This window comes from Caulobacter mirabilis (genome assembly GCF_002749615.1).
GTDB classification, from domain to species: domain Bacteria; phylum Pseudomonadota; class Alphaproteobacteria; order Caulobacterales; family Caulobacteraceae; genus Caulobacter; species Caulobacter mirabilis.
The window spans coordinates 4,259,450-4,284,593 of sequence record NZ_CP024201.1; the positions used below are offsets into that span (position 1 = coordinate 4,259,450).

Annotated in this window: 13 protein-coding genes; 5 read left to right on the plus strand and 8 right to left on the minus strand. The window is 70.6% G+C overall.

Annotated elements, in window-relative coordinates:
- Position 1: 1 nt before the first annotated feature.
- From CSW64_RS20255 to CSW64_RS20270, 4 genes are all read right to left on the minus strand, one after another.
- Positions 2-1,345: a type II and III secretion system protein family protein gene (locus tag CSW64_RS20255; RefSeq protein WP_172448636.1), complete on the minus strand. Its 1,344-nt coding sequence runs from the start codon at positions 1,343-1,345 to the stop codon at positions 2-4.
- Between the two features lie 2 nt (positions 1,346-1,347).
- On the minus strand, positions 1,348-2,271 hold the full coding sequence (cpaB, locus tag CSW64_RS20260; RefSeq protein ID WP_099623800.1) for a Flp pilus assembly protein CpaB: 924 nt from the start codon (positions 2,269-2,271) through the stop codon (positions 1,348-1,350).
- Positions 2,272-2,406: 135 nt separating this feature from the next.
- Positions 2,407-3,705 (minus strand): guanine deaminase, encoded by a 1,299-nt coding sequence (guaD, locus tag CSW64_RS20265; RefSeq protein ID WP_099623801.1) that lies wholly within the window; start codon positions 3,703-3,705, stop codon positions 2,407-2,409.
- A 42-nt stretch (positions 3,706-3,747) separates the two neighbouring features.
- A complete protein-coding gene (locus CSW64_RS20270; RefSeq protein ID WP_099623802.1) occupies positions 3,748-4,191 on the minus strand; it encodes a DUF983 domain-containing protein in 444 nt (147 codons plus the stop codon).
- Between the two features lie 73 nt (positions 4,192-4,264).
- On the opposite strand from CSW64_RS20270, the gene CSW64_RS20275 reads away from it, so the two are divergent.
- The 5 genes from CSW64_RS20275 (at position 4,265) to CSW64_RS20295 (ending at position 9,660) form a co-directional block, all read left to right on the plus strand.
- A complete protein-coding gene (locus CSW64_RS20275) occupies positions 4,265-5,644 on the plus strand; it encodes an aminotransferase-like domain-containing protein (protein WP_245863779.1) in 1,380 nt (459 codons plus the stop codon).
- A gap of 177 nt (positions 5,645-5,821) precedes the next feature.
- The gene (locus tag CSW64_RS20280) at positions 5,822-6,826 is read left to right on the plus strand and encodes a methionine ABC transporter ATP-binding protein (protein WP_099623804.1); all 1,005 of its coding nucleotides are present in this window, start codon (positions 5,822-5,824) and stop codon (positions 6,824-6,826) included.
- A complete protein-coding gene (locus tag CSW64_RS20285; RefSeq protein ID WP_099623805.1) occupies positions 6,823-7,482 on the plus strand; it encodes a methionine ABC transporter permease in 660 nt (219 codons plus the stop codon). Before CSW64_RS20280 ends, CSW64_RS20285 begins: the two co-directional genes overlap by 4 nt.
- Positions 7,483-7,499: 17 nt before the next feature.
- Positions 7,500-8,315, plus strand: a complete 816-nt coding sequence (locus CSW64_RS20290) for a MetQ/NlpA family ABC transporter substrate-binding protein (RefSeq protein WP_099623806.1) — start codon at positions 7,500-7,502, stop codon at positions 8,313-8,315.
- A 13-nt stretch (positions 8,316-8,328) separates the two neighbouring features.
- Positions 8,329-9,660 carry a dicarboxylate/amino acid:cation symporter gene (locus CSW64_RS20295; protein ID WP_099623807.1) on the plus strand — a complete coding sequence of 444 codons (1,332 nt, stop codon included), beginning with the start codon at positions 8,329-8,331 and terminating at the stop codon, positions 9,658-9,660.
- 169 nt (positions 9,661-9,829) lie between these two features.
- Here the strand turns inward: CSW64_RS20295 and CSW64_RS20300 are convergent, their stop codons facing one another.
- The 4 genes from CSW64_RS20300 to CSW64_RS20315 form a co-directional block, all read right to left on the minus strand.
- Positions 9,830-10,270 (minus strand): hypothetical protein, encoded by a 441-nt coding sequence (locus tag CSW64_RS20300; RefSeq protein ID WP_099623808.1) that lies wholly within the window; start codon positions 10,268-10,270, stop codon positions 9,830-9,832.
- The gene (locus CSW64_RS20305) at positions 10,270-10,869 is read right to left on the minus strand and encodes an OmpH/Skp family outer membrane protein (RefSeq protein WP_099623809.1); all 600 of its coding nucleotides are present in this window, start codon (positions 10,867-10,869) and stop codon (positions 10,270-10,272) included. Before CSW64_RS20305 ends, CSW64_RS20300 begins: the two co-directional genes overlap by 1 nt.
- Positions 10,870-10,873: 4 nt before the next feature.
- Entirely contained in the window at positions 10,874-11,656 is a 783-nt protein-coding gene (locus tag CSW64_RS20310; RefSeq protein ID WP_099623810.1) for a SapC family protein, read from the minus strand.
- Positions 11,657-11,717: 61 nt separating this feature from the next.
- Complete coding sequence (locus CSW64_RS20315) at positions 11,718-25,052, minus strand: filamentous hemagglutinin family protein (protein ID WP_099623811.1); 13,335 nt, start codon at positions 25,050-25,052, stop codon at positions 11,718-11,720.
- Between the last annotated feature and the right edge of the window lie 92 nt (positions 25,053-25,144).

Genomic DNA, 25,144 nt, shown 5'->3' on the forward strand with positions numbered 1-25,144 from the left:
CTCAAGGCGCAGCGGGATCGGGGGCGTAGGAATCGGCCGGCGACGGCTTGATCGGCCGGTCCAGCGCCATGCCCTGGAAGATCAGATCGATCGCGGTCGGCTCGCGCGTATTGCCCAGCGGCTCGGGCGCCAGGCGGCGGCTCTGAGCGGCGGTGGTCAGCCGCGGCGTGACCAGGATCACCAGCTCGGTCTCCTGTTTGCGCCAGCGGGCCGAGCGGAACAGCGTCCCCAGGATCGGCACCTCGCCCGCCCAGGGCAGCTGGCGCACGGTGTTGCTGTAGTCCTGCTGGAACAGGCCGGCGATGGCGAAGCTCTCGCCATCCTTCAGCTCGACGGTGGTGCCGGCGCGCCGCACCAGCAGGCTGGGGACGTCCACGCCCGACAGCCGGATGTTAGCGCGGCTGTCGAGCTGGCTGACCTCCGGCGCGACCTTCAGGCGGATCAGACCGCTGTCCTGAACCACCGGAGTGAATTTCAGCGTCACCCCGAAGGGCTTGTAGGCGACGGTGATGTCGCCCTGGCCGGCGGGGATCGGATAGGGAAACTCGCCCCCGGCCAGGAAGGTGGCTTCCTCGCCGGAGATGGCGGCCAGGTTCGGCCGGGCCAGGGTGCGGATGACGCCCTTCTCCTCGAGCGCTCGCAGCGTGGCCTCGATCGACAGCGTGCCGATGTTGGTCTTGATGCCCAGCGTGCCCTGCGGCGTCGAGGCGCCGACCAGGCCGGAGCCCGAGCCGAACACGATGCCGGAGTTGTTCTGCATCCCCAGGTTGACGCCGAAATCCTTCAGCGCCGTCCGGCTGGCCTCGATGATCCGCACCTCCAGCATGACCTGCTGGGCGGCCTCGACGGTCAGCTCCGAACTTACCGCCTGGGGGGCGTAGCGCTCGGCGATCGCCTTGGCGCGGGCCGCGACGGACGTCGTGCTGACCTGGCCCGACAGCATCACGCCACCGGCCAGGGCCGAGACGCGGATCGGCTCGCCGGGCAGCGCGGACGCCAGGTCGGCCTGCAGCGACTCCAGGTCCTGGGCCACGCGGACGTCGATCACCTCGATCAGGCGATGGCTACGATCGTAGACCAGGACGTTGGTGGTCCCCAGGGTCTTGCCGCGGACATAGACGCTGCGGTCCGTATTGGCGACGATGCTGGCGATGTCCGGCTGGGCCACGACGATCTCGCCGGCGCCGGCCATCAGCCGGAAGGCCGCGGACTTGTCCTTCGGCACCGTGATCACGCGGCTGGGCGCCATCTCGCCGATCAGGCTCTGGGAGACGAAGTTCTGAGCCTGGACGGCCGGGGCGGTCGCGGCGACAGCGGCCGCGCAGAGCAGGGCGACGATGCGCATGTTCACCATCCGGCCCGGTCGGCGGGCACATTGACGACGGCGCGCTGGTCGCCCTGGGTGACGATCAGTCCGCGGCCCGGTTGGCTCGGCGCGGGCGCGGCGACGCGACGCGGGGCCTCGGCGGACGCCGCCGCCGGGGCCGGCCGAGGGGGCGGCGCGCCGACCCAGCCGCCGTTGAGCCGCACGGGTGAAGCCTGGGCCACCTCGCTGGCGCCGGTCCGACGCAGCGCGAGCGACAGAGTGCCTGCCTCCGCCGCCACGGCCAGCTTGCCGGCGTCCATCACGGTGACCTCGAGAGTCGCGGTCTTGGGCGGAAACTTCTCGGTCGAGGCCGGGTCGGCGACCATGTCCATGCCCAGGACATGGACGTTCTGGATGACGATGGACGAGACGAAGAGCTTGCGCCCGCCGCCCGAACCCTCGACCGAGCCTCCCCCGTCGCCCAGTTCCTGGGTGAGCAGCACATCGACGCGATCGCCCGGCAGCACATGGCCGCCGCCGCCGGCGACGTCGTTGACCTTGATGGTGTAGGCGCGCATGCCGTCGGCGATGACGGCGGCGACCGACGGCTTGGCGCCGGCGCCGCTGAGCTTGGCCGGCAGCAGCGGTTCGCGCGCCGCCAGCGGAGTCAGCGTCACAGGCCCGCCGTTGTCGAGCGTCACCACCTGCTTGACCTCGGTGAAGGCGCCTTCGGGCACGGCGTCGGCCGGCACGTGGATCAGCGTCAGGTCCTTGGCCTCGAGCTTGTGTCCGTAGGGCAGAGCGGCCTTGGCGGCGACGATCGCCGACAGCTTGACCGACGGCGCAGCGGCGGCGGCCTGGCTCGGCCCGGCCTGGGTGCTGGGCAGCCAGATCTTGGCCACGAACAGCGCCCCGACGCCGAGCAGTGCCGACGCGCCGAGACTGGCGATGGTGGCGACCCGCATCGAATCGTTCTTTCCCGTAAGGGCGCCGGTTCTCGACGCCCTACCCCTAGACGTGGGAAAGAATGCCGCCCCCGCTCTTGCGATATGTTCAATAAACGCCGTGAACGGCTGTAAACCCTGTTGGGTTACAAGGTGTTAGCCACGATCGTGCGCGACCCGGCCGGCGATCCAGGTCCGCGCCACGGCCCGGTCGTCCCCCAGGATCATCAACGCCGACAGCAGGTCGGCGAGGTCGGAAACTCCCGCCGTGCGGCGCGCCATAAGCGGCGTCGCCCCCGGATCGAGCGCGACGAAATCCGCCTCGGCGCCGGGCCGGAAACTGCCGATCCGATCGTTCAGTCCCAGCGTTCTCGCCCCGCCCAGGGTGGCCAGATAGAGCGCCCGCACCGGATCGAGCGCGCCGCCGCGCAGCTTGGCGACCTGGCAGGCGCACCCTGCCGTCGACAGGATCGAGAAGCTGGTTCCCGCCCCGATATCGGTGCCCAGCCCGGTCCTCACGCCATGAGCGTCAACGCGGGCGAGATCGTACAGGCCGCTGCCCAGGAACAGGTTCGAGGTCGGACAGTGGGCGATCGCGGCGCCGGCCTTGGCCATGCGGTGCAGGCTGCGATCGGTCATGTGGACGGCGTGGGCGAACACCGAGCGTGGACCGACCAGGCCGAAGCGGTCGTAGACGTCGAGATAATCGCATGCATCCGGATAGGCCTGACCGACCAGCCGCACCTCGCCGGGATTCTCGGCCAGGTGGGTCTGCATCCAGACATGGTCATGTCGCGCCAAGATGCGGCCGGCGTCCTCCAGCTGGGCCGGTGTCGACGACAGGGCGTAGCGCGGCGTCACCGCGTAGCCGAGACGGCCTCGACGGCTCCAGTCGCGGATCAGGGCCTCGGTGTCCGCGCGGCCGGCCTCGACCGTCTCGTTCAGGCCTTCAGGACCGAGATCCATCAGCGACTTGCCGGCGATCAGCCGCATGTCGAGCCCGTCGGCGGCCTCGAACAGCGCCTCGGTCGCCGCGCGGTGAACGCTGCCGAAAACCAGGGCGGTGGTCGTGCCGTTGCGCAGCAGCTCGGCGACGAACGCTTTGGCCGTGTCGCGGGCGTGGGCGAGATCGGCGAACGCCCGCTCGGTCGGGAAGGTGCGCGTCTCCAGCCAGTCGAGCAGCTGGCCGCTGGGAGCGCCGATCATGTCGGTCTGGGGGAAATGGACGTGGGCGTCGACGAACCCCGGCGTCAGCAACCGGCCCGGCAGATGCTCGACGGGCACATCGGCCGGCAGGGTCGCCGACAGCGTCCGCCAGTCGCCGCAAGCCGCGACGTGACCGTCCTCGACCAGCAGCAGGCCGTCGGGATGGTGAATGCAGGCCTCCGGCCCCGCCGCCCGCGGATCGTCCGAAAAGTGAACCAGGGCGGCGCGGTAGGCGCGGACGTTCGACATGAGCCGACCTGACCGCGCATCGCCGCCCCTGGCAAGAGCGTCCTAGTCCTCCGACGACGGCTCGGCGGCGCGGCCGCGCAGGCCGAAGCCGCCTTCACCGTGGCCGCCCAGGCTGGCCCATTGGCCTTCCTCGGCCTTGTGGATGTACTGCTCGGCCACCAGCCAGGCCTTCACCGGCCGCAGGGTCCCGAGACAACCAAGGATGAGCGCCGGGAAGACGGTCACGAAGTGGAACCAGATCGGAGGCTGCCAGACCACGGCGATCCAGGCGAACAACGCGATCACGACGATGCCGATGCCGGTCATCACGAAGAACGCCGGGCCGTCGGCCGGCTCCGCGAAGCTGAGGTCCAGCCCGCAACGGTCACACCGGTCGGCCAGGGTCAGGAAACCCTTGAACAGCTTGCCCTCGCCGCAGCGCGGGCAACAGCTGCGCATCGCCACCTCGAGGCTGGTCGGTTCGTCGTGGAAATGTTCGATCGCCATGCTTGCCTACAATCATTCTTTGTGTGCATACAATGCCTCAACAATGTATGCATTCGGTACGGAGAAAGCAACCTTGGCGCTCGATGATCCTTCCCTGCGCTGGCTGAAGCGGGTGTCGAGGGACGAGGGCCCGATCTACCTCGCCGTGGTCGCCGCCCTGGAGGCCGCCATTCGCGACGGGGAACTGACCCCGGGCGACCGCCTGCCGCCCCAACGGACGGTCGCGGCTGTGCTGGGCGTGGACTTCACGACCGTGACGCGCGCCTACGGCGCCGCACGCTCACGCGGCCTGGTCGAGGGAACGGTCGGCCGCGGCACCTTCATCCGCGGCCGCTCCGCCGAGGACGAGGTCGGGCTGGTCGATCTGTCCATGAACCTGCCGCCTCAGCCGGAAGGGCTGTCGCTGGCGAACCTGCTGCGCGACACGACGCGGGCGGTGCTGGAGCGGACCGACGTCGCGACCCTGATGGCTTACCACCCCGACGCCGGCTCGACGGCGCAGCGGCTGGCGGGCGCGACCTGGCTGGCCCCTGTTCTGGGCGAGATCGCCACCGACCGGCTGCTGCTGGCGCCCGGCGCGCAGACCGCCCTGGCCGTGACGCTGTCGACCCTGCTGAAGCAGGGAGCCGGCGTGATCTGCGAGCCCCTGACCTACCCGGGTCTGATCGCCGTCGCGCGGCGCCTCGGCCTGAAGCTGATCGCCTGCCCGGTCGACGACGAGGGCTTCCAGCCCGACGCCCTCGCCCGGCGACTCAGCGAGGGCGCCGCGGCGGTCTATTGCGTGCCCACGATGCAGAACCCGACCGCGGTCACGATGAGTCTCGCCCGGCGGCGGGAGATCGCGCGGATCGTTCACCACGCGGACGCCTGGATCATCGAGGACGATCCCTACAGCCGGCTGCTGGAGGCGCCGCCGCCGGCGCTCGCCGCCCTGGCGCCGGAGCGCACGATCCATATCGCCACCGTCTCCAAGACCCTCACGCCGGGATTGCGCACGGCGTTTCTGGCCGCTCCGGCCGGCGAGGTGGTCGAACGCCTGGCGGAAGGTCTGCGCGCCACAGTTCTTATGGCGTCGCCTCTGACAGCCGCCGTGACCACCCATTGGATTCGTGAGGGGGTCGCCGAGCGGATCCTGGAGGGCGTCCGCGCCGCCGCCCGGACGCGCCGCGCTCTGGCCGGCGCCATCCTGCCGACGGCGTTCGGCATGGCGGAAAGCCTGCATGTCTGGCTGGACCTGCCCGCGGATCGCGATCCGGCGACGCTGCGCGAGCTCGCTCGGCGGCGCGGCCTGGCCCTGGTGACGGCAGACGCCTTCGCCGTCGGCCAGCCGACTCGCAATGGCGTACGCATCTCGCTCGGGGCCGCGGGAAAGGCGGCGACGCTCGAAACCGCCCTGCGCAGCGTGGCGGCGCTGGCGGCCGCGGGCGGCGAGCGCTCCCGAACGATCGTCTGACGATCAGAAAACCTCTAAGCCTGACCAACAAACGTCGCGTGCCAACGGCCGCCCGAACCGCCATATCGCCGCCTCCTGTCCACCGGCGGCGTCTTTGGCGCGGCCCTTTTCGGCTTTTCCGCGCTCGACAATGACGCTTTCGACGCCCAACCATGCCCGACCAGACGGACGGACCGCATGATCGCGCTGAAGAACGTCACGAAAATCTATGGGCGCGGCGACGATGGGCGCGCCGCTCTGACCGACGTCGACCTGGACGTCGGCTCCGGCCAGATCTTCGGCGTCATCGGAGCGTCGGGCGCCGGCAAGTCGACCCTGATCCGCCTGATCAACCTGCTGGAGCGGCCGACCCGAGGCCAGGTGCTGGTCGAAGGGCGCGACCTGACCGCCATGTCCCCGGCCGAGCTGCGCGCCGCTCGGCGGCGGATCGGGATGATCTTCCAGCACTTCAACCTGCTGTCCTCGAAGACGGTGGCCGAGAACATCGCCTTCCCGCTGAAGCTGGCCGGCCGGTCGGCAGGCGAGATCGCGCCGCGGGTCGCCGAGCTGCTGGCCCGCGTCGGGCTCGCCGACCACGCCCGCAAGTATCCCGCCCAACTCTCCGGCGGCCAGAAGCAGCGGGTCGGCATCGCCCGGGCGCTGGCGACCTCGCCCGGCATCCTGCTGTGCGACGAAGCCACCAGCGCGCTCGACCCCGAGACCACGGCCTCGATCCTGGACCTCATCGCCGACCTCAACCGCGAGATGGGTCTGACCGTCGTCCTCATCACCCATGAGATGGACGTCATCCGCCGGGTCTGCGACCGGGTCGCCGTGCTCGACGCCGGCCGCGCGGTGGAAGTCGGCGATGTCGAACAGGTGCTGCTGCACCCGACCCACCCCGCCACCCGGCGCATGCTGGCCGACGACGAACCCATCTCCGCCGAGGACATCGCCGTGGCCCATTCGCGCGGCGAGACCCTGCTGCGCCTGACCTTCCGCGGCGCCTCGGCCCAGGACGCCGTCCTAGGCCGGATCGCGCGCGAGACCGGCGTCGACTACCGCATTCTCTCGGGCCGGGCCGGCGTCATCCGCGATGTCCGCTACGCCCAGCTCACGGCCGCCCTAACCGGAGGCGACGCCGCGAAAGCGCGCGCCGGGCTGGAGGCCGCCGGCGTCGCCGTCGCCGAGGTGACGGCATGAGCTTCGACAATATTGACTGGACCGACATCGGTCAGGCCACGCTCGACACCCTGGCCATGCTCGGCGGCTCGCTGCTGCTGACGGTGCTGCTCGGCCTGCCGCTGGGCGTGATCCTGTTCCTGACCGCGCCGGGCAAGCTGCTTGAGAACCGGCCGGTCAACGCCGTGCTGTCGCTGGCGGTCAACATCCTGCGCTCGGTGCCCTTCATCATCCTGCTGATCGTGATGATCCCGGTGACCGTGGCGCTGGTCGGCACCTCGCTGGGGGTCGTCGGCGCCATCCCGCCGCTGGTCGTCGGGGCCGCCCCCTTCTTCGCCCGCCTGGTCGAGACGGCCCTGCGCGAGGTCGACCGCGGCGTCATCGAGGCCAGCCAGGCCATGGGGGCGACGCCGCGCCAGATCGTCACCGGCGCCCTGCTGCCCGAGGCCCTGCCCGGGATCATCGCCGGGATCACCGTCACCGCCATCGCCCTGGTGTCCTACACCGCCATGGCCGGCGCCGTCGGGGCGGGCGGCCTCGGCGACCTGGCCATCCGCTTCGGCTACCAGCGCTTCCAGACCGACGTGATGATCGTCACCGTCGTGCTGCTGCTGGCGCTGGTCCAGGTCCTCCAGATGGTCGGCGACCGCCTGGTCATCCATTTCAGCCGGCGCTGAGCGCCGAGGAGCCCCCCATGCTCAAGATCGACCGACGCCTTCTCGTCCTCGCCGCCGCCGCCGCGGCCCTGGCCGCCTGCGGACCGAAGCCCGCCGACAAGCCGGCCGGCGCCGGCGGAACCCTGACCGTCGCGGCCACCGCCGTGCCGCACGCCGAGATCCTGGAACAGATCAAGCCGCTGCTGGCCAAGCAGGGGATCACCCTGCAGGTGAAGGTGTTCAACGACTACGTCCAGCCCAACCTGCAGGTCGACCAGAAGCAGCTGGACGCCAACTACTTCCAGACGCTTCCCTACCTGGACGAGTTCAACAAGGATCGCGGCACCCGGCTGGTCCCCATCGTCGGCGTGCACATCGAACCGCTCGGCGCCTACTCGGCGAAGTACAGGACCACCGCCGACATCCCGAGCGGCGCGACCGTGGGCATTCCCAACGAGGCCAGCAACGGCGGCCGCGCGCTGCTGCTGCTCGCCAAGAGCGGCCTGATCACGCTGAAGGACACCACCAACCCGCTGTCGACGGTGAAGGACATCATCGGCAACCCGAAGGGCCTGAAGTTCAAGGAGCTGGAGTCCGCGACCCTGCCCCGGGTGCTGAACCAGCTCGACCTGGCGCTGATCAACACCAACTACGCCCTCGACGCCAAGCTAAACCCGGCGAAGGACGCCCTGTTCATCGAGGACAGCAAGAGCCCCTACGTGAACTATCTGGTCGCCCGCGAGGACAACAAGGACGACCCGCGCATCAAGGCCCTGGCCGCCGCCCTGACCTCGCCCCAGGTGAAGACCTACATCGACGGCGCCTACAAGGGCGCGGTCGTTCCCGCGTTCTGATCGGAGCAGACCGATGGCGGCGAAGAAGGACAGCCGGTTCATCTCCGGCTTCGGCTTCCAGGTCCTGGCGGCCATGGTCGTCGGGCTCGGCCTGGGCCTGCTGGCGCGCAACCTCGGCATCGAGGCGGGCGAGCCCGGCTACGCCCTGGCCGAGATCCTGCGGCAGGTCGGCTCGATCTTCGTCCAGCTGCTGAAGGTGCTGGTGCCGCCGCTGGTGTTCACCGCCATCGTCGCCAGCATCGCCAACCTGCGCGAACTGCAGAACGCCGCCGGCCTGGTCTGGCGAACCCTGATGTGGTTCGCGATCACCGCCCTGATCGCGGTCTGCATCGGCATTGCGCTGGGACTGCTGCTCAAGCCCGGCCTGCACGCCGGGGTGTCCGCCGCCCTGGCCGCGGCCCCCAAGACCCACGGCTCCTGGCTCGACTTCCTGACCGGCCTGGTCCCGGTCAACGTGCTGGGCCTCAGCGCTTCGACGACCATCACCGACGGCGTCGCCAAGACCAGCCTGTCGTTCAACGTGCTGCAGATCGTCGTCGTGGCCCTCGTCGCCGGCGTCGCGGCCCTTCGGGTCGGCGAGGCCGGCGCAGGATTCCTCGCTTTCAACGCCTCCGCCCTGGCCGTGATCCGCAAGGTGCTCTGGTGGGTGATCCGCCTGACCCCGGTCGGCACCATCGGCCTGTTCGGCAACGCGGTCGCCCGCTACGGCTGGGACGCGCTGGGACAGCTGGGAGCCTTCGCCGGCGCGGTCTACATCGGCCTCGCCCTGGTCCTGCTGGTCGTCTACCCGAGCCTGCTGGCCCTGAACGGCCTCAACCCGGTTCGCTTCTTCCGCGGCGCCTGGCCGGCGATGCAGCTGGGCTTCGTCTCGCGCAGCTCGATCGGAACCCTCCCGTTGACCGAGGCCGCCGCCGAGCGGCTGGGCGTGCCGCGCCCCTACGCCGCCTTCGCCGTGCCGCTGGGCGCGACGACCAAGATGGACGGCTGCGCGGCTGTCTATCCGGCAGTGGCGGCGATCTTCGTGGCGCAGTTCTTCGGCCTGCCGCTGAGCATCGGCGACTACCTGCTGATCGTGTTCGTGTCGGTGATCGGCTCGGCCGCCACCGCAGGCCTGACCGGGGCGGTGGTCATGCTGACCCTGACGTTGTCGACCCTCGGCCTGCCGCTCGAGGGCGTCGGCCTGCTGCTGGCCATCGACCCGATCCTCGACATGGGCCGCACCGCCGTGAACGTCGCCGGCCAGGCGCTGGTCCCGACCCTGGTGGCCAAACAGCAGGGCATCCTCGACCAGGCCGCCTACGACGCCGCCGGGGAAGGCTCGGCGCCCGGCGAACAGCCAGCCTAGGGCGCACCCGCTCGCCTTCCGCGTTCAATCGCCGCGTAGGGAAAATCCCCCATGGCGCAAATCTCGACTTTGGGTTGTATTTACCACGTCGAGAGCCTTCCCCCATCTCGGCGGACGACCTTCTCCTAGGGCTCCGCCTGGTTGCGGAGCCCATTCTTTTGAAAGGCGATCAGCGCGGCGAAGGCGAGGATTCGCCGGGCTCGGCGTCCAGAGCCAGACGGAGAGGCTGTACCATCCCCGACGGCGGCGAGGGGAAGCGCCGACCGGCGGAGAGCGCCTGCAGATCCGGCTCCATATCCTCGTCGCCGGCCGCGACCGTGGCGACCCGACGAACCCCGCCGTCCGCGTCGATCCAGAGCTTGACCTCGACCGAGACCGCCTGCCCGGGCGCCGGCGCCGCTTCGGAAAGACGCCGACGCAGCCGGACGGCCGGCTCCGCTGCCTCAGACAGCCAGGCGGAGACGGTCGCGGTGACCTGTTCCGCGTAGGCGATCCATCCGGCTGGAACCTCTCCCGGCGCGGGCGGCTGGGCCTGCGCCCCGCCGCCCAGGCCCAGCGCCGCCGCCAGGCCGACGGCGAACGTCCGCCAACGCGGCGCCGCGGCGCCCATCAGCGAGCGGCCGGCGCGGGAGCCGCGACCGGCTGCGGGAGGCGCTCCCGCTCGAAGGTGACCGTGGCCAGCTTGGCGTCCAGCCCCTTCACCACGTCGCCGGTGAGGTCGTTGGCGAAGTTGCCGCCAAGCGCCGAACCGCGATCCAGCAGCAGGCCGCACTTCTTGGCCGCATAGGCCTGGGCGACCACCGGCTGGGCCTCGTTGGCGATACGCTCCATGACCTTGGCGCGCGTCGCTTCAATCTCGCGGCCAGCGTGGGCGGCCTTCTGCTGCAGCGTCTGCCAGCGAGCGTCCAGGGCCTCGGCCTTCTGGCGCCGCGCGGGGTTGTCCGGCTGCCCTTCGAGGGCGCGCAGTTCGGTCTCGATCGGCTGGCGCTCGGCCTCGACCTCGGCCTGGGCGGTCCGGGTCAGGTCGGCCAGGCGGGTGCTGGCCGCCTTGCCGGCGGCGGCGTTGGCGAAGACGGCCTCACGCGACAGCAGACAGACGCCCGGAACAACGGGACCGCCGAGCGGCTGGGCGGCCGGCGCGGGCTGGGCGAAAGCGGGCAGCGCGACGGCGAGCGCGCCGACGGCGGGGACGAACGAACGGAGCATCATGGACTTAGGCTTTCTTCGACGAGGTCGCGGGCTCCGGCTGGGCCGCACCCTGCCGGGTCAGCAGCGCGCCGAAGCGTTCGAGGGAGGCCAGGTGGAAATGCGCCAACGCCAGCCAGCCGTTGCGGTGCCAGTCGAGTACGACAGCATCATCAAGCTTTGCGAACCGTTCCGTGTCGATCACCTGGAAGCCGTCCAGCCCAAGCTGGCGGCCATCCGGCAAAGTGGCGTCCGCGCGGCGGTCGATGAGCAGGTCCTGCTCGCGCAGAGCGGCGGCGAACGCCAGCGTAGCGTCGGCTTCGGCCTGGAAGGCGTTGCAGAAGGCCATGGCCTCCTGGGTCAGCGGCGTGGGACGCCCCTCCTCGAAGAGGGCGCGGCCTTCCTCGCCGGCCGTGACGACACGATCCGACGCCGCGTCGATGGCCAGGGCGAAGCCGGACGGATTGACCGTGGCGATGAAGCCGAACGGATAGCGGCGGACATAGGCCGGAACATAGGCGTCCTCCGCCCAACGGCCGTTGGTCACGAAGAGGTTGCGCTGCTCCAGGCCCAGGATCGCGATCGGCTGAGCGACCTCGCCGGCCGAGAACACGACGGGATAGCAGCGGGCCGCCGCGGCCAGCTCGGCCACCACGATGGGCGAGAAGGCCGTATCTGCGGCGAAGCCCAGGTCGCCGTCCTTCAGCCGCCAATCGGCATGATGAATGCCGTTCAGGGGATGGGGCTCGCGATAGAAGAGCGGCAGATCCAGCGACGGCTCGGCGGCAGGCGCCTTGGACGCGTCGGTCATGGGATAACTCCAGTCTCAGGGGTTCCGGGGAGCGTCGGTTCACGCCCCCCGGGCGGGCCGGCTAGTCGCCGAAGCCCAGGAACCGGCCGGTGATGATGGCCGGGATGTCGTTGGTCGCGGGCTTGGCGCGCTCGGCGAGGCGCGAAGCCTCGGCGATCACCGAGCTGGTCGCCGACGAAGCGGCGGTCAGGGCGCCGGTGTTCACCGCCGCGACCACCGGGATGCCGACGGCCTTGCCCTTGACCTGGATGTTGGCGGCGTTGACCACCTGCAGCGCGGCCAGGTTGACGTTGCCCGAGACCCGGATGCCCGCCTCGCCGGCGTCGATCGTGCCGAGAGGGGCGATCAGATCGACGTCGCCCGCCGGGATCTCCGGGATCGGGTTCAGCGTGGCGATGCCGGCGCCGGTGTTCATCGTCGGCGGCGACAGCGTGACGTTGCCGTAGGGGTCGTAGACCCGGCGCGGCGGCTGATAGACGGCCGTCGACTTGGAGCCGCGGCCGGCGTTGATGTCGCCTTCCGCCGACCACATCATCAGGTCGCCGCCAAAGGTGGTGAACACCCGGCTCTGGCCCAGCAGCACCGACTTCAGCGAGTAGACGTCGATGTCGCCCGACCCCATGGACAGCACGCCCGCCGTCGCCGGCGGCTGCACGCCCCCGACTCCGACCAGGGTCTGGCCGCCGGCCACCAGGATCTCGATGTTTCCGCCGAACAGCGTCCGGACGCCCGAGCCGCCGAACATGGTCAGATCGCCTTCGTAGGAGATCGCCTTGCCGTCGGCGCCCTTTTCGGGGAACAGCATCGCGATGGCGTTGCGGCCCCGCAGATAGCTGCCGAAGCGCGGACCGGCCTCGTCGTTGTACTCCCGGCCGCCGGCCTTCAATTCGTCGAAGTAGACGCTGCGGGCGAAGACGGCGCGCTGAAGCGGGTCGAGGCCCTCGAAGTAGGTCAACGCCGCCTTGGCGTCGGCGGCCTTGTAACCGAACCTCTCCTCAAGCCAGGCGCTCAGTTCCTTGTCGTAGGTCTTGACCACCTTGCCCGGTTGCTCGGCCAGCGGACGGCCCGCCTCGGCCTGGTTGGCCGGGTTGAGATAGAGCCTGGCGAAGGCGTCGTAGTTCGGCCCGCCGGCGCCCACCCCGGTCATGATCGAGATGCCCGCGCCGCCGTTGCGGGTCGACGGCGAGATGTCGAACAGCGGCCCGATGCTGGTGAAGCGGCCCTTGTCGGCCTGATAGATGTTGCGGCCCGCCTCGACGATCAGGTTGCCCGGACCCGCCACGGTCATGTTGCCGTAGATGATGTCCCGGCCGGCCGAAATCCGCGAGATGTCAGCCTTGTCGTTGTGCACGACCAGACCGCCGGCGTTGTAGACGCCGAACAGGTAGGCGTCGCTGCGGCATTCGACGGGGCCGGCGGGGCTGCAGCCCAGCGCCGGACCCGTGCCCAGGTTGACGATGTCGCGGGAGGCCCGGACATCGACCGCGCCCGAGCTGACGTAGAGCTGGGTCTGGCCGTCGTAGGTGATGAAGCCGAAGCTCAGGCTGCTGACGTCGCCGTCCGCGGCATAGAACAGCGCCGGCTTCTTGCGGCCCGAGATCAGGGTTCCGGTCGCGGTGTCCTTCTGGAAGGCAAGCAACGTGCCCAGGCGCGTGGTGTTGCCGTTCACCGGACGGAGGAGGTTCGGGTTGACCTCCGGCGTCCGCAGGAACTCCGTCAGCCACGTGGGCCGGAACGGATTGGGCAGCAGGTCCGGCGAGTTGGACATGCCGGACATGGCGATCGGCTGGCCGGCCGAGAAGTAGCCCTTGGCGTCGGTGTAGCGCGTACCGCCGCCGAGGATCGACACCGCGGCCAGGAACTCGACCCGGCCCAGCGGCGACGGCGCCAGCTCCAGCGGCAGGATGCCGTCGGTGGAGCAGTACTCGTCACAGTTGGACGCGTTCCAGAAGATGCTTCCCTGGGCCGCGGTGACCCGCAGGATCGGCGGATACCAGTAGCGGCCGTCGCGCAGGCCGGCGTTGAACGAGATCGAGTCGCCCATCGCCGGACGCACGATCGGGGTCACGGCGCCGCCGGCGCTGAACAGGCTGACGCTGGTGTCCTCGCGCCACAGCGAGAAGGTCGTCCGCATGGTCAGGCCGTCCGGACGCACGTAGTCGCCGTTGGCGTCCACGTAGCCCAGCGAGACCGAGGCGGCCGAAGCCGATGTCGCGCCCGGATCCCCGACGGCGGCCAGAACCAGGTCGCCCCGCGTGTCGAGGCGCGCGTCGCCGTCGCCGATGACCAGGGTCAATCCGCCGAAGCCGGGCCGGAGGGCCGGCCGCGTCGGATCGGCCCGGCGCGGATCCACCGAGTCCGCGGCCGCGACGTAGTTCATGTTGCCGATGGCCCCGGCGAGGATCGAGATGTCCCCGCGCAGGTTGGTCACGCTGCCGCCCAGGTCTGTCGGCGTGCGGTCGGCGGATCCAGGGTTCAGCGCGCCGCCGAGGCGGATGTCGATATCCCCGCCGCCGGTCTGCACCACCGAACCGCCGGTCACGATGCCCGCGTTGCGGATCACCGCGGTGACCCGGCCGGTGCCGCCCACCGCGAAGTTCAGGCCCGAGCCCGCGATCGTGCGGCTGGTGGCGTCGCTGAAGCCCTCGCCGGTGACGCCCCAGTCCTGGTGGACGCCGGCGTCGCCGCCGGCCCGGACGGTCAGGTTGCCGCCGCCCAGGGCGCCGATGCCCATGAAGCCCTCAAGCATCGGGCCGTTGAAGTTCACGAAGTCGCCGACGCTCGTGGAGTTGTTCGGGACATAGCCGCCGAAGTTGATCCACCAGGCGGTCGGAACGTCCTGGCCCAGCTGCTTGGCGACGCCATAGCCGCCCTGACGCCACAGCCAGTTGCCGACGTTGCCGCTGCCCACGCGCTGGTAGGCCGCATCACGGTTGGTGCTGTAGCCGGTCAACCGGCCCTGCACCGCCAGCAGCAGGTCGCCGCCGTGCTCGGGATACCAGGCCTGATAGGCCCGGACCGCGTCGGCGTAGCCGGCGAAGTTCTGGCCGATCCACGGATTGGCCAGGCCGCCGCCGCCCGCCAGGGTCGCGCGCGGCTGGTTGTAGACATTGTAGCCGTCGAGGGTCTTGCCGCCGATCTCGGCCGACGGGGTTCCGGCCGTGTAGACGCCGTACAGGGACAGCTGCTCGTAGCTGCCGCCCGCCAGCAGATCCAGCGCGCCGATCCCGGTCCGGATCACGCTGAAGTTCTGCATCAGCTTCAGGCCGTCCAGCCAGCTCCGGGTGAAACCGTCGGCCGTGGTCGCCTGCGGGTTCACATAGTGGCGGTCCGACAGGGTCAGGTCGCCCGCGTGGCCCGCCGCGGCCAGATCCGTCGCCGCGCGCAGGGTCCGCCCGTCCGACGATCCGATATCGGCGCCGGCGACCAGGCGCATCGACCAGGACTCCGACCCCGGCGCCAGCATCGGCGCGACCGCCCAGATGCGGCCCTGCGTCCCATCGGCCTGGACCGGGCGGGTGTTGTGCAGGCTGTTGGCGTTCAGCAGCTGCAGGTTCACGCCGGCCGGGATCAGCGTCCCGGCGTTCACCGTGACGTTCCGGTTCAGCTGCACGTCGTTCGCGAACACGCTCATCGGCGTTCCGGCCGGAATGACCGTGGCCGTGATCGACCGGGAGGTGCCCAGCTGGCTCGGCAGGATCGCCCCCGCCGCCCAGTAGCTGTTGGCCGGAACGAACTTGCCGGCGCCGACCACGGCCCCCTTCGAGAAGATCGGCGCGGCGCCGGCTTCGAAGGCCGCCTTGCTGGCCCAGATGTCCACGGGCGCGACCCACGGCCCTGCCCGGGAGATGATCAGGCTGGAGTTGACGAAGCCGAACGGGATGTAGACCCCGGTCCGGATCTCGGTGAGCGAACGCACCTCGATGTCGAAGTCGAGCACCACGGTCGAGCCGGCGCCGCCCCGGATGGAGGTCACGCCGCCGCCGGAGGCGCCGCCGATCAGGGTGTACTGACTGTCGAGGACGACCGGTTCGGTCTGCAGGCCGGCCAGGCCCTTGATCGACACGAAGCTGTTGCGCGGGATGACGTCGCCTGTCCTCAGCTGAGTGGTCTGCGACAGCGTCATCTTGGCCGGCAGCGGGGCGTCCTTCGGCCAGGTCATGGCCTGCAGCTGCACCGTCATCGGGAACAGCGCGCCCTTCCCGACCTGGGCGTCCGCCGGCAGGACCGTGCCCGCCTTCAGGATCGCGCCGCGCTCGATGAGCGTGCCGTCGGGCAGGCGGATGGCGGAGGTCGCCACCCAGTCCTGCGGCAGGGTCACCGCCTGCGCCAGCCGGGTGTCGGCGGCGATCACGGTGTTGGCCACGACGCTGAAGTTCTGGACCGGCGCGTCGAAAGTCAGGGTGACGCCCTTGTCGAACGAGGCGCCCGCCGACAACCGCACCGGCGCCGACAGCTTATGGTCCGCGGGCCAGGCGCCGACGCCGCCGGCTTCGCTGTTGTTGTAGAGCACCCAGCCGTTGTCGTCCGGGGTTCGGGCCGGCTTGTCGAAACCGTCGGTGATGCTGCCGTAGATGTCCAGATCATCGGCCGCGCGGACCAGCAGGACGCCCGCCTCGCCCGAGCCGTAGACCGCGGTCTGCTGGGTCTTCGGGTTGAGGCTGGCGTAGCGGTGGCCGGCCAGGTTCAGGTCGCCCGAGACGGTCAGCTTGCCGCCCGGCGCGCTGACCAGCTCCACGCCAGGACGCAGGTGGAAGGCGTCCTTGTAGGCCCGCAGGCCTTCGACACGCGCCAGCAGGGATTGGTTGACGATCGCGGCGTCGATGAAGGCGCGGCTATCCAGATGGATGCCGTCCATCAGCGCCTGGTCGATCACCCCGCCCGCCGGTTGGTAGGTCCGGAAGCCGTTGACCGACAGGCTGCCGGCGCCGCGGATGGTCAACGGACCGCGCGCGTCGATGGCGATGTCGTCGCCGCCCAGACGCCGCGCGTTCAGCTCCACCCGTCCGCGGTTGACGCCGTCCGCCGAGGACAGGTCCAGCGTCGCGCCGGAGGCCAGGGTCAGCACGCCGGCCGCGCTGGTCAGCTCGATGTTGCCGCGGTTCGACGCCTCGATCGGGGCGCCGTAGCCGTCGACCACGGTCTTGCTGGCGCTGGCGTCCAGAACCGCGGTCGAGGCCAGGGTCAGGTCGTCGCGCGCCGACAGGCGGATGGACCCTGCCCGCGCGCCGCTGGCGTCGATCCGCCCGAGCACGGTGAGATCGCCGCCGTCGACGGCGATGGTCACCTGCCGCGCCTTCACCTCGTCGCCGATCACCAGATCGCCGGTCTTGATGACGAAGCTGCGGCTGTCGGTGACGTTGTTCTCGGTCAGGCGCCGGTTGAGACCGGCGAAATCGCTGATCGCGCCGGCGCGGATGTCGATCCCGCCATTGCGCAGCGACGGGTTGACCGGCTTGCCGCCGTTCCGCGCCTGGCCGTCGATCTTGCCGTCCAGGGTCACCGTCCCGTTCAGCGCGGTGACCTTCAGCGTGCCGGCGTGGTTGTAGTCGGCGCTCAGGTCGATGACCGCGCCGCCGGAGACCAGAACGCCGCCGCGCGCGCTCTCCAGCTCGACGTCGCCGCCCCAGCCGTAGCGGGTCTCGCCGAAGAAGTCGGTCGCCTTGCCCGCCATGTCGATCCGGGCCTTGCCGCCCAGGACGACGTCGCCCTGGGTCGCGGTCATGACCAGTCGGCCGCTGGGCAGGGCGATGGCGGTGTCGGCCTTGATGTGGCCGGCCGTCATCTTGATCTCGGCGCCGAGTTGCGGCTTGGCCGCCTCGGTTGATCCTCCGCTGGCCGGAGCCGCCAGCGCGATGCGGTCGCCGGCCTTGTAATGCATCTTCGAACCGGCCTGGCCGGTCAGCAGCGGCGTGGTGATGTTCAGCACCCCGCCCTGGCCCGGCTTCCCGTACTCGGCCTGCGACTGGTAGACGGCCAGCTCGCCGACGTGGTTGGCCTCGATCTGCTTCGACGCGGTCAGGTTGACGTTGCTGAAGCCGAGCGCGAGCCGGTTCAGCGGCGGCTTGGCGCTGATCGCCACGCCGTCCTGGTAGCCCAGCACGATCCGCTCGGCGACGAGGTTCAACGAGCCCAGGCCCGAGCCGGCGCCATTGTGAATCGGCGCGCCCGGCTGACCTGTGATGATCGTCCGGGTCCAGGGGTCGGGACCCTGGCTGCCCAGGACGCCGTTCCAGACCAGAGTGCCGGTGGTGATCTGCGCGACATCGCCGACGCCGCCCCGGCCGTAGAGCGCCGGGGTGTTGAGCACCAGTTGCAGGTTCGACTTGCCGGTCGCCGGGTCGCGGGTGTCCAGGTTGATCGAGCCGTAGAAATTGATCGACTGGCTGGCCGACAGGATCAGCCGCTCCAGCTTCGGCGCGCCCTTGCTCGCGTCGCCGCGCATCAGGCGATCGAGGACCGTCTGGTTCAGCGCGATGCCGGCCGGCAGGACGCCGTCGGCCGCCGCCGCGGCGAGGGCCGCGCGGTCGCCGATGTTCACGGCGCCGGACGAGAAGCCCAGGTAGCGGGCGCCGTAGTTGACGTTCTCGCCCAGCTCGACCGAGGCGGGGGTCACGAAGCTCAACGTGCCGTCGGAGTAGAGCGAGGCGCCGTCCTTGACCCGGATGACGCCCTTGCTGCCGGCCGTCGCCGTCGTGCTGGTGAACTCCAGCAGGCCGTTGGAGACGGTCAGCAGGTTGATGTTGTCCGCGCGCAGGGTGTAGCCCATCGTCGAGTCGAAGGCCTGCTTGCCCTTGCCGAGGGTGTTGATCTCGGCCCCCGCCTCGACGGTGATGTCGGCGTTGCGGTCGGCGATCAGCAGGACCTGCGGCCCGGCCAGCACCGCGCCCTGGCGCACCACGATCCCGCTGAAGCCGGTGGGGCTGAACCGATCGTTGCCGGGACCGCCGCCGGCGATCACCTGGAGCTCGCTGGCGAAGTTCGACACGAGTCGGAAGGTCACGCCGCCCAGCGTCATGACCCGCGCGCCGACCGCGTTCAGGTCCGAGGCGTGGATCGAGATATGGCCGGCGCCGCTGGCGACGCCGCCGTCGCCCAGGATCTCCAGCCTGTACTGATCGGCGCTGTAGTAGTTGCCGGCGGTGACCGCCAGGCCGCCGCCGATGCCGCCCTCGGCCGCATCGAACAGGCCCTTGCCCTTGAACGAGAAGACGGGGCGATCCGACCCCTCCTTGGGCGGGACCAACGCGAGCAGGAAGGTCTTGCCGTCCTGCGGCAGAGCCGGCAGCGGCTTGCCAAACAGCGCCGCCGCAGGGGCCTTGGCCAGGAATTCGCCGAAGCTGGTCTCGTTGTACTGCGAATAGGTCCGGACCACGTCGGCCGGGGTGAGGATGGCCTCGACCTTCAGCGCGCCGCGGATGTCGGTGTTGGCCACGGTCGTGGTCACGCCCAGGTGCGTGGAGCCGTCCGCGAGGCGGGTGATCCCGTTCGCGCCGGCCGGAACGCCGGAGCCCAGCTCGACCCGGAAGGCGCCCTTGTTCAGCGCGTACTCAGCCGGCAGCAGGGTGTAGACGCCCGCCGGCAGTCCCTTCACGCCTTCGGGGACGACGATCTGCTGGCCGACGCCCGGCTGGGCGTGACCGTCGATGGCCGTCGGGGCGACCGAGCCGGCATAGCCCGGGACGATCGCGTAGACGCTGTTGTCCGCCTTGCTCAGGCCGGCATAGGCCGGGCTGATGTTGGCCAGCGCGGTCTTCAGGATGTCCACCGACCCGCCGCGCCCGGGAACGAAACCGGCGCCCGACGGCGTGCCGCCGCCCGACAGGTCGAGCACCGATCCGGCGTCGGCGCGCAGGGAGCCGAGCACCGTGACGCCCTGCTGGCCGGTGGTGGTCAGCTCGGCCCCGTTCAGCAGCCAGCGGAGGCCGTCCACCGTGCCGCCGTAGGGGATGACCAGGTCCTTGGCGCTGGCGGAGGTCAGGCTGCCCGGCAGCAGGTTGACCTCGGTCGTGGTGACCGAGGTGCCGGACCAGCCGACCTGGCCCGGCTTGACCTGGTCGAAGCCGGGAACGAACCGGTCGCCGCCGCCGCCCAGCGTGATCGAGCCGAGCGGCGCCCGCAGCACCCCGCCCTGGTTGATGATGTCGGCGCCGACGGTCAGTGAGCCGTAGACCGACAGCGGCGCCGAGGGCGTCGCGCCCTGGAGCTTGTGGAAGCTGATCGTCCCGCCCGGCATCAGCGTCTGGTAGATCGACGAGTTCCCCGTAGGCAGGCGGTACATGTAGACGCCCGAGTACAGGGCGGCCTTCGCCCCGGTCACCGGATAGACCTGCGCCGCCGTCAGCGACATGTTCCCCATCGAGAACACCTCGCCGCCGGTCATGCGGATGTCGGACCGGCTGACGATGTCGACCTGGCGCGGCCCGCTGTAGTCGTAGATCTGTTGGCGCCCGCCGGAGAGGCCGATCGATCCCTGGACGCCGAACCGGGCGGCGCCCATGTCGACCAGGCCGCCAGTGATCTTCAGGTTGGCCTTGCCGAGCCGCGGAACCTTCTGCAGCGCCCCGTAGCCATTCTCCCAGCGGACCAGGTCGTTGCCCAACGGAACACCGCCTCCGGCGAACCGGACATAGGCGGCGCTGAGGCTGGCGTCGGTGTCGGCGTTGGTCAGGCCCATCGCGCCGCTCAGGGTCAGATTGCGCGACAGCTTCAGATCGACCGCGCCGTCCAGCAGGATGACGTCCGCGGTGCTGAGCGACAGGCTGCCGAAGCCGCCGGCCTTGATCTGGTCGACGCCGATACGGGCCTGGCCGACCAGGTCGGGCTTGCCGGCGTTGGCGGCGTTGGCCTCCGCCACCGTCTGGCCCGGCGTCCAGCAGCCGGTGATGCAGTCGCCGAACTGGAGGTCGGACGCCAGGCCGCTGCCGCCCTTCTCAGCCAGGACGACGGCGCGCAGCCGGCGCATGAAGTCCGGCATGTCGCGGCCGTTCAGGTTGCCCAGCTGCATGTAGTAGGGGGTCGACAGGGCGATCGACAGCGTACCGCCCGAGGCGCCGGCCCCGCCGGCATGCGCGCGCAGGTCGCCGTCCAGGAAGACCCCGTACTGCGACCGGAAGCTGATCGACCCGCCGTCGCTGGCCAGCTTGAGCGAAGACTTGTCCCCGCCGGACAGGGTCGAGGCGCGATAGTCGATCTCCGTCGCCGCGCCCGAGGCGTCCAGCAGCGCGCCGGGGCGCACCACGACGTAGGCCGACTGCTCGCCGCCGATGGAGATCTCGCCGCCCTTCGAGACCTGGCCGTAGCGCAGGCCGTCGGCGCCGACCGCGCCCAGCCCGCGGCCGGACACGTCGACGACGCTCTTCTCGCCCAGCCAGATCGCCCGCTTGCTGTCGTAGACGATGAAGGACGGCGGCTGGTCGCGACGCATGTTCTCGACCGGACCGGCCGCCATCGTCACCTTGCCGCCCCGGGCCTCGATCCGCCCGTCGATGCGGATGGCGTCGCCGGAGGTGATCGACACCGACTGGCCGTCGTCCACCCGGATCGACGCGCCTTCCGCCAGCACGAACTTGCCGAGCGGCAACGGGTCGGTGATCGGGTTGCCGTAGCCGGTCATCCAGTTGCGGTCGCCCCAGCCGTAGGCGCTGAGGCTCAGGCTCGCGCCCTGCCGCTGGACGAAGCGCCCCTTGGCGGCGTCCTCGCGGAACATCTCGGGGCGCCACAGCTCCAGCGCGACTTCCGGCGCGGCGCCGCTCGCCGCCAAGGCGCTGTCGGCCGTGAAGCGGCGAACCGGCGCCGACACGTCCAGCCTGGTGTTCCCGCCGATCACCAGGTCGCCCCCGGCGCGGATGTCGTACTTGGAGAAGCCGGTCTGGAAGAGCGCCGTGTCGAGGTGCAGCGGCTTGGCCACCTTGGCCGAGCCCGGCAGCACGGTGCCCGCGGCGATGGTGCTGCCGGCGGTCAGCGTCAGGTCGGCGGCGAGGATGTCGCCCTTCTTGTAGCTGAACGCCATCGGCGGGATGTCCATCCCGTTCGGCCAGACTTCCGGCGTGACGACGAAGCCCTGGGGAAGCGTTCCCCAGCCGTACTCGATGGCGGTCCCCGCGGGGATCGTGTCGCCGCCGTAGTAGACGTTGAAGCTCGAGTCGTAGACCTCGAGCCCATCCGGCACGACCCAGTCGATCGGCATCGTCATCGGGTCGATGAGGACGTTGACCCCGGTCGGCAGCGGCTGACCCGGTCCGATGTGGCTGATCGTGTAGGCATAGTCGAAGGGCAGCTTCTCGCCGGCCTTGAGGACCACGTCCTGAAGCAGCTGCAGGTCGATGGGCGCCGCCTCGCCGCCGGCCAGGACGTCGCCGCCGCGCAGGAGAGCCTCGCCGATGGTGATCGCCCGGCCGCCGGCCGAGATGGTCAGCGTCCCGCCGGCCTTGTCGCCCGATCCATAGGCCCGGATGTCGCCGCCGAGGATCATCTCGTTGGCGTTGCCGCGCGGGAACGAACTGACCGCGAAGCCGACGTCGCCGCCTCGGGCGCCGACGGTCTTGCCGTCCTCCAGGATCGCGCCGCCGGCCGAGACGTCGATCAGGGCGCCCTTCTGGAAGTCCAGCCGCCCTTGACGGCTCTCGAGCATGACCCGACCGCCGGCGAGGTGCGCCAGGTCGCGGGCGTCGCCGCCCGTCTTCATGTTCACCCACAGGCCGCGGGCGTCGAGCGTCACGCCCTCGGCCACCTTAAGATCGCTGATCGTGAGGCAACCCGACGAGCACGGCGGCACGGCGGCCAGCGAGATCGAGCCGCTGCGGGCGGTGATGTCGGCCTCGACCGCGATGGTCGTCGCTTCGACGGCGACGCTGCCGCCCGCCGCGACCTTCAGATCGCCCGCGATCTTGACGGAGCCGCCGTTGATCCGCAGCGCGCCGAGGCCCGCGGCGCTCAGGTCGCCGGCCGACAGCTGAACCGTGTTGACCAGGTCGGGCGCGATGGCCGTGCCCGGCTTGACGCCGGCCGAGCCGCCACCCGCGCCGACCACGACCTTGTTGGCGAACGGAAGCTCGGGGGACTGGCTGGGGAGATGCTGCTGCCAGATCTGGTTGCCGACATAGAAGCCGCCCGCCAGCGGGGTCACGTTCTGGGGCAGGATGTAGCCGTCCAGGCGGTTCGGGAAGGCGCCGGTGAGCAGGCCGTCCTTGATGATCGGCGGCGTCGTCGGCCGAGCGCCGGTCTGGCGGTCGCCGACCACGACGTCGGCGACGATCTTGCCGTCGAACAGAACCGTCGGCGCCGACAGCGTCAGCACGCCGGCGTCGCGGCCGACGGTGTAGGCCCCCTCCCAGCGCACGCTGCGCGCGGAGTTGAACAGCGGATGCGAATAGACCTGCTGGAAGGCCTCGCCCCAGCGGTCGTGCTTGACCACATAGGCGTCGCCCACCGACAGCATCTTCACCCCGGCCGGGGCCTTGCCCAGCTCGTACAGCTTGCCGTCGGAGCCGAGCATGCGGGTCGACTGGATCCAGCCGGCCTTGTAGTCCAGCGACCCGCCCGAGATGTCGAACACCGCGTCCTTGCCGGCCACGATCTCATGGCTTCGGACATTGATCGTCCCGCCCTGGGCCAACCATTCGCCGACCGTGTGGGCGGTGTTGCCCAGGTGCCCGCCGACCTCGATCAGGCCGCCGGGGGTGTAGTAGCGGTCGCCTTCGTGTCCGCCCGTACCGCTCGGCAGCAGGACCAGATCGCGGATGTCGATCCAGACGTCGTTGTTCTTGAGGTTCCCGCCCTCGCGGTTCAGCGGCGAGTCGCGCAGCTCGAACGGCTGGAGGTTCACCTTCAGATTGTTCGACGCCATGTCCATGGCGACGCCGCGCACGCCCGAGACGTTCAGCTCCGCCTTGTCCGCGACGGTGACGCGCTTGAGGCCGACGACGGCGATCTGCCCGCCCTGGGCGATGGTCTGCGAGCCGCCCTGGAAGTCGACCACGCCGCCCGTCGTGATCTCGACCCGCGACAGATCCTTGCGGTCGGGAAGCATGTAGGCCAACCGGCCGATACCCTGGTTGTTGAGCAGATCGCCCACGACGCCGGTCCCCGATTCCTTGATCAGGGCGTCGCGCTGGGCGTTGGTCGCCGTCGTCTTGCTGTCGAGCTCCGGCAGAATCAGGGTCAGGCCGTTGGCGCCCAGCGTGACGGTCGCCGCAGCATCACGCAGATCCGTCAGCAGGTGGATGGTGCCGCGCGCGTTCACCGAAGTCGTGGCGATCGCCACGCCGTCCTGCAGCACGTTGCGGCCGACCAGGGTGATGTCGCCCTCGGAGGCTTCGATGAGACCTCGGTTGGCCACCGCGCCGCTGGCGCTGCCGGCGTTCTGGGTCGTCGCGACCTCCAGGCCGCGGGTGGTCGAGCCCGTGTTGGCGTTGGAGCCCAGGCCGGGCCGCAGGATGAAGTTGTCGCCGGCCGCCAGGATGGTTTGGCCGCGCCCCGTGACGATGGCGCCGCGGTTCTCGACCTTGGCGCCCAACAGCGCGACGAAACCGCCCCCTTCGACCACGGTCGAGGGCTTGCTGGTGGTGATTTGCGCGCCGGCCTCGACGATCACGTTCCCGCCGGCGTTGGTGAAGGCCGGGACCGGAACCGCCGGCTCCCAGGGATTCGCGCCCGGCATCGTGCCGCCGCTGATCCCCCGCTCCAGGAACTGGATGTTCGAGATGTTCGCCGTCGAGGCGATCAGGTTGCGGACGTTGACCTGGCTGGCGCCGCCGAAGATCACCCCGTTGCGGTTGATAATGTAGACCGAGCCGTCGCCCTTGATCCGGCCGAGAATCTTGCTGGGGTCGGCGCCGGCGTCGGTCACCCGGTTCAGCGCCACCCAGTCGGAGCGGCCGCCCTGATTGAAGATCAGGTCGGTCTCCCGGCCGACATTGAAGCTGTCCCAGGTCAGGATCGCCTTCTGCTCGGTCTGGCCGACCGTGACGACGGTCCGGCCGTCGGCGCCCGTGGTCTGGGTCGGTCCCTTGGCGCCGATCCAGAGGCTGGGGTCCAGCGCCACGCCGTCGGCGACCTTCAGACCGCCCTGGCCAAGTCCGTTGGGGATGTTGCTCTGCGCCGCCTGCGCGGCCGCGCGCGCGGCCGCCTGGGCCGCCGCCATGGCGTCGCGGGTCGCCGCGGCGCGTGCGAAGGTGGCGATCGCCCGCTGGGTCGCGGTGGAAGCTTCAGCCGCGCGGCCGGCCTCGGCCTGGGCGGCCTGGGTCGCCGCGGCGGCCGGGTTGGTCCCCGCCCCGCGGCCGCCGAACGCGCGTCCGCCCTGGGCTTCCGCCGCTCCGCCGGCGAGAAGCATGGAGCTGAGCGAAGCCCCCACCAGCAGGCGGCGACGCAGCGAGCGCGAGTCGAGACGGGTCATCGAACGGTCTCCAGAGGAGTAGCGGCCCGGGCCGCCTGGCGATTGGGAGGACAGGCGGGGCGCGACGCGCCGGCGGCCTGAAGATGAGAAGT

What these genes read in the sequence shown, in the direction of transcription:
- CSW64_RS20255 (WP_172448636.1), bottom strand. Translation starts at nt 1,345, where the DNA reads ATGCGCATCGTCGCCCTGCTCTGCGCGGCCGCTGTCGCCGCGACCGCC.
- cpaB (WP_099623800.1), bottom strand. Translation starts at nt 2,271, where the DNA reads ATGCGGGTCGCCACCATCGCCAGTCTCGGCGCGTCGGCACTGCTCGGC.
- guaD (WP_099623801.1), bottom strand. Translation starts at nt 3,705, where the DNA reads ATGTCGAACGTCCGCGCCTACCGCGCCGCCCTGGTTCACTTTTCGGAC.
- CSW64_RS20270 (WP_099623802.1), bottom strand. Translation starts at nt 4,191, where the DNA reads ATGGCGATCGAACATTTCCACGACGAACCGACCAGCCTCGAGGTGGCG.
- CSW64_RS20280 (WP_099623804.1), top strand. Translation starts at nt 5,822, where the DNA reads ATGATCGCGCTGAAGAACGTCACGAAAATCTATGGGCGCGGCGACGAT.
- CSW64_RS20285 (WP_099623805.1), top strand. Translation starts at nt 6,823, where the DNA reads ATGAGCTTCGACAATATTGACTGGACCGACATCGGTCAGGCCACGCTC.
- CSW64_RS20290 (WP_099623806.1), top strand. Translation starts at nt 7,500, where the DNA reads ATGCTCAAGATCGACCGACGCCTTCTCGTCCTCGCCGCCGCCGCCGCG.
- CSW64_RS20295 (WP_099623807.1), top strand. Translation starts at nt 8,329, where the DNA reads ATGGCGGCGAAGAAGGACAGCCGGTTCATCTCCGGCTTCGGCTTCCAG.
- CSW64_RS20300 (WP_099623808.1), bottom strand. Translation starts at nt 10,270, where the DNA reads ATGGGCGCCGCGGCGCCGCGTTGGCGGACGTTCGCCGTCGGCCTGGCG.
- CSW64_RS20305 (WP_099623809.1), bottom strand. Translation starts at nt 10,869, where the DNA reads ATGATGCTCCGTTCGTTCGTCCCCGCCGTCGGCGCGCTCGCCGTCGCG.
- CSW64_RS20310 (WP_099623810.1), bottom strand. Translation starts at nt 11,656, where the DNA reads ATGACCGACGCGTCCAAGGCGCCTGCCGCCGAGCCGTCGCTGGATCTG.
- CSW64_RS20315 (WP_099623811.1), bottom strand. Translation starts at nt 25,052, where the DNA reads ATGACCCGTCTCGACTCGCGCTCGCTGCGTCGCCGCCTGCTGGTGGGG.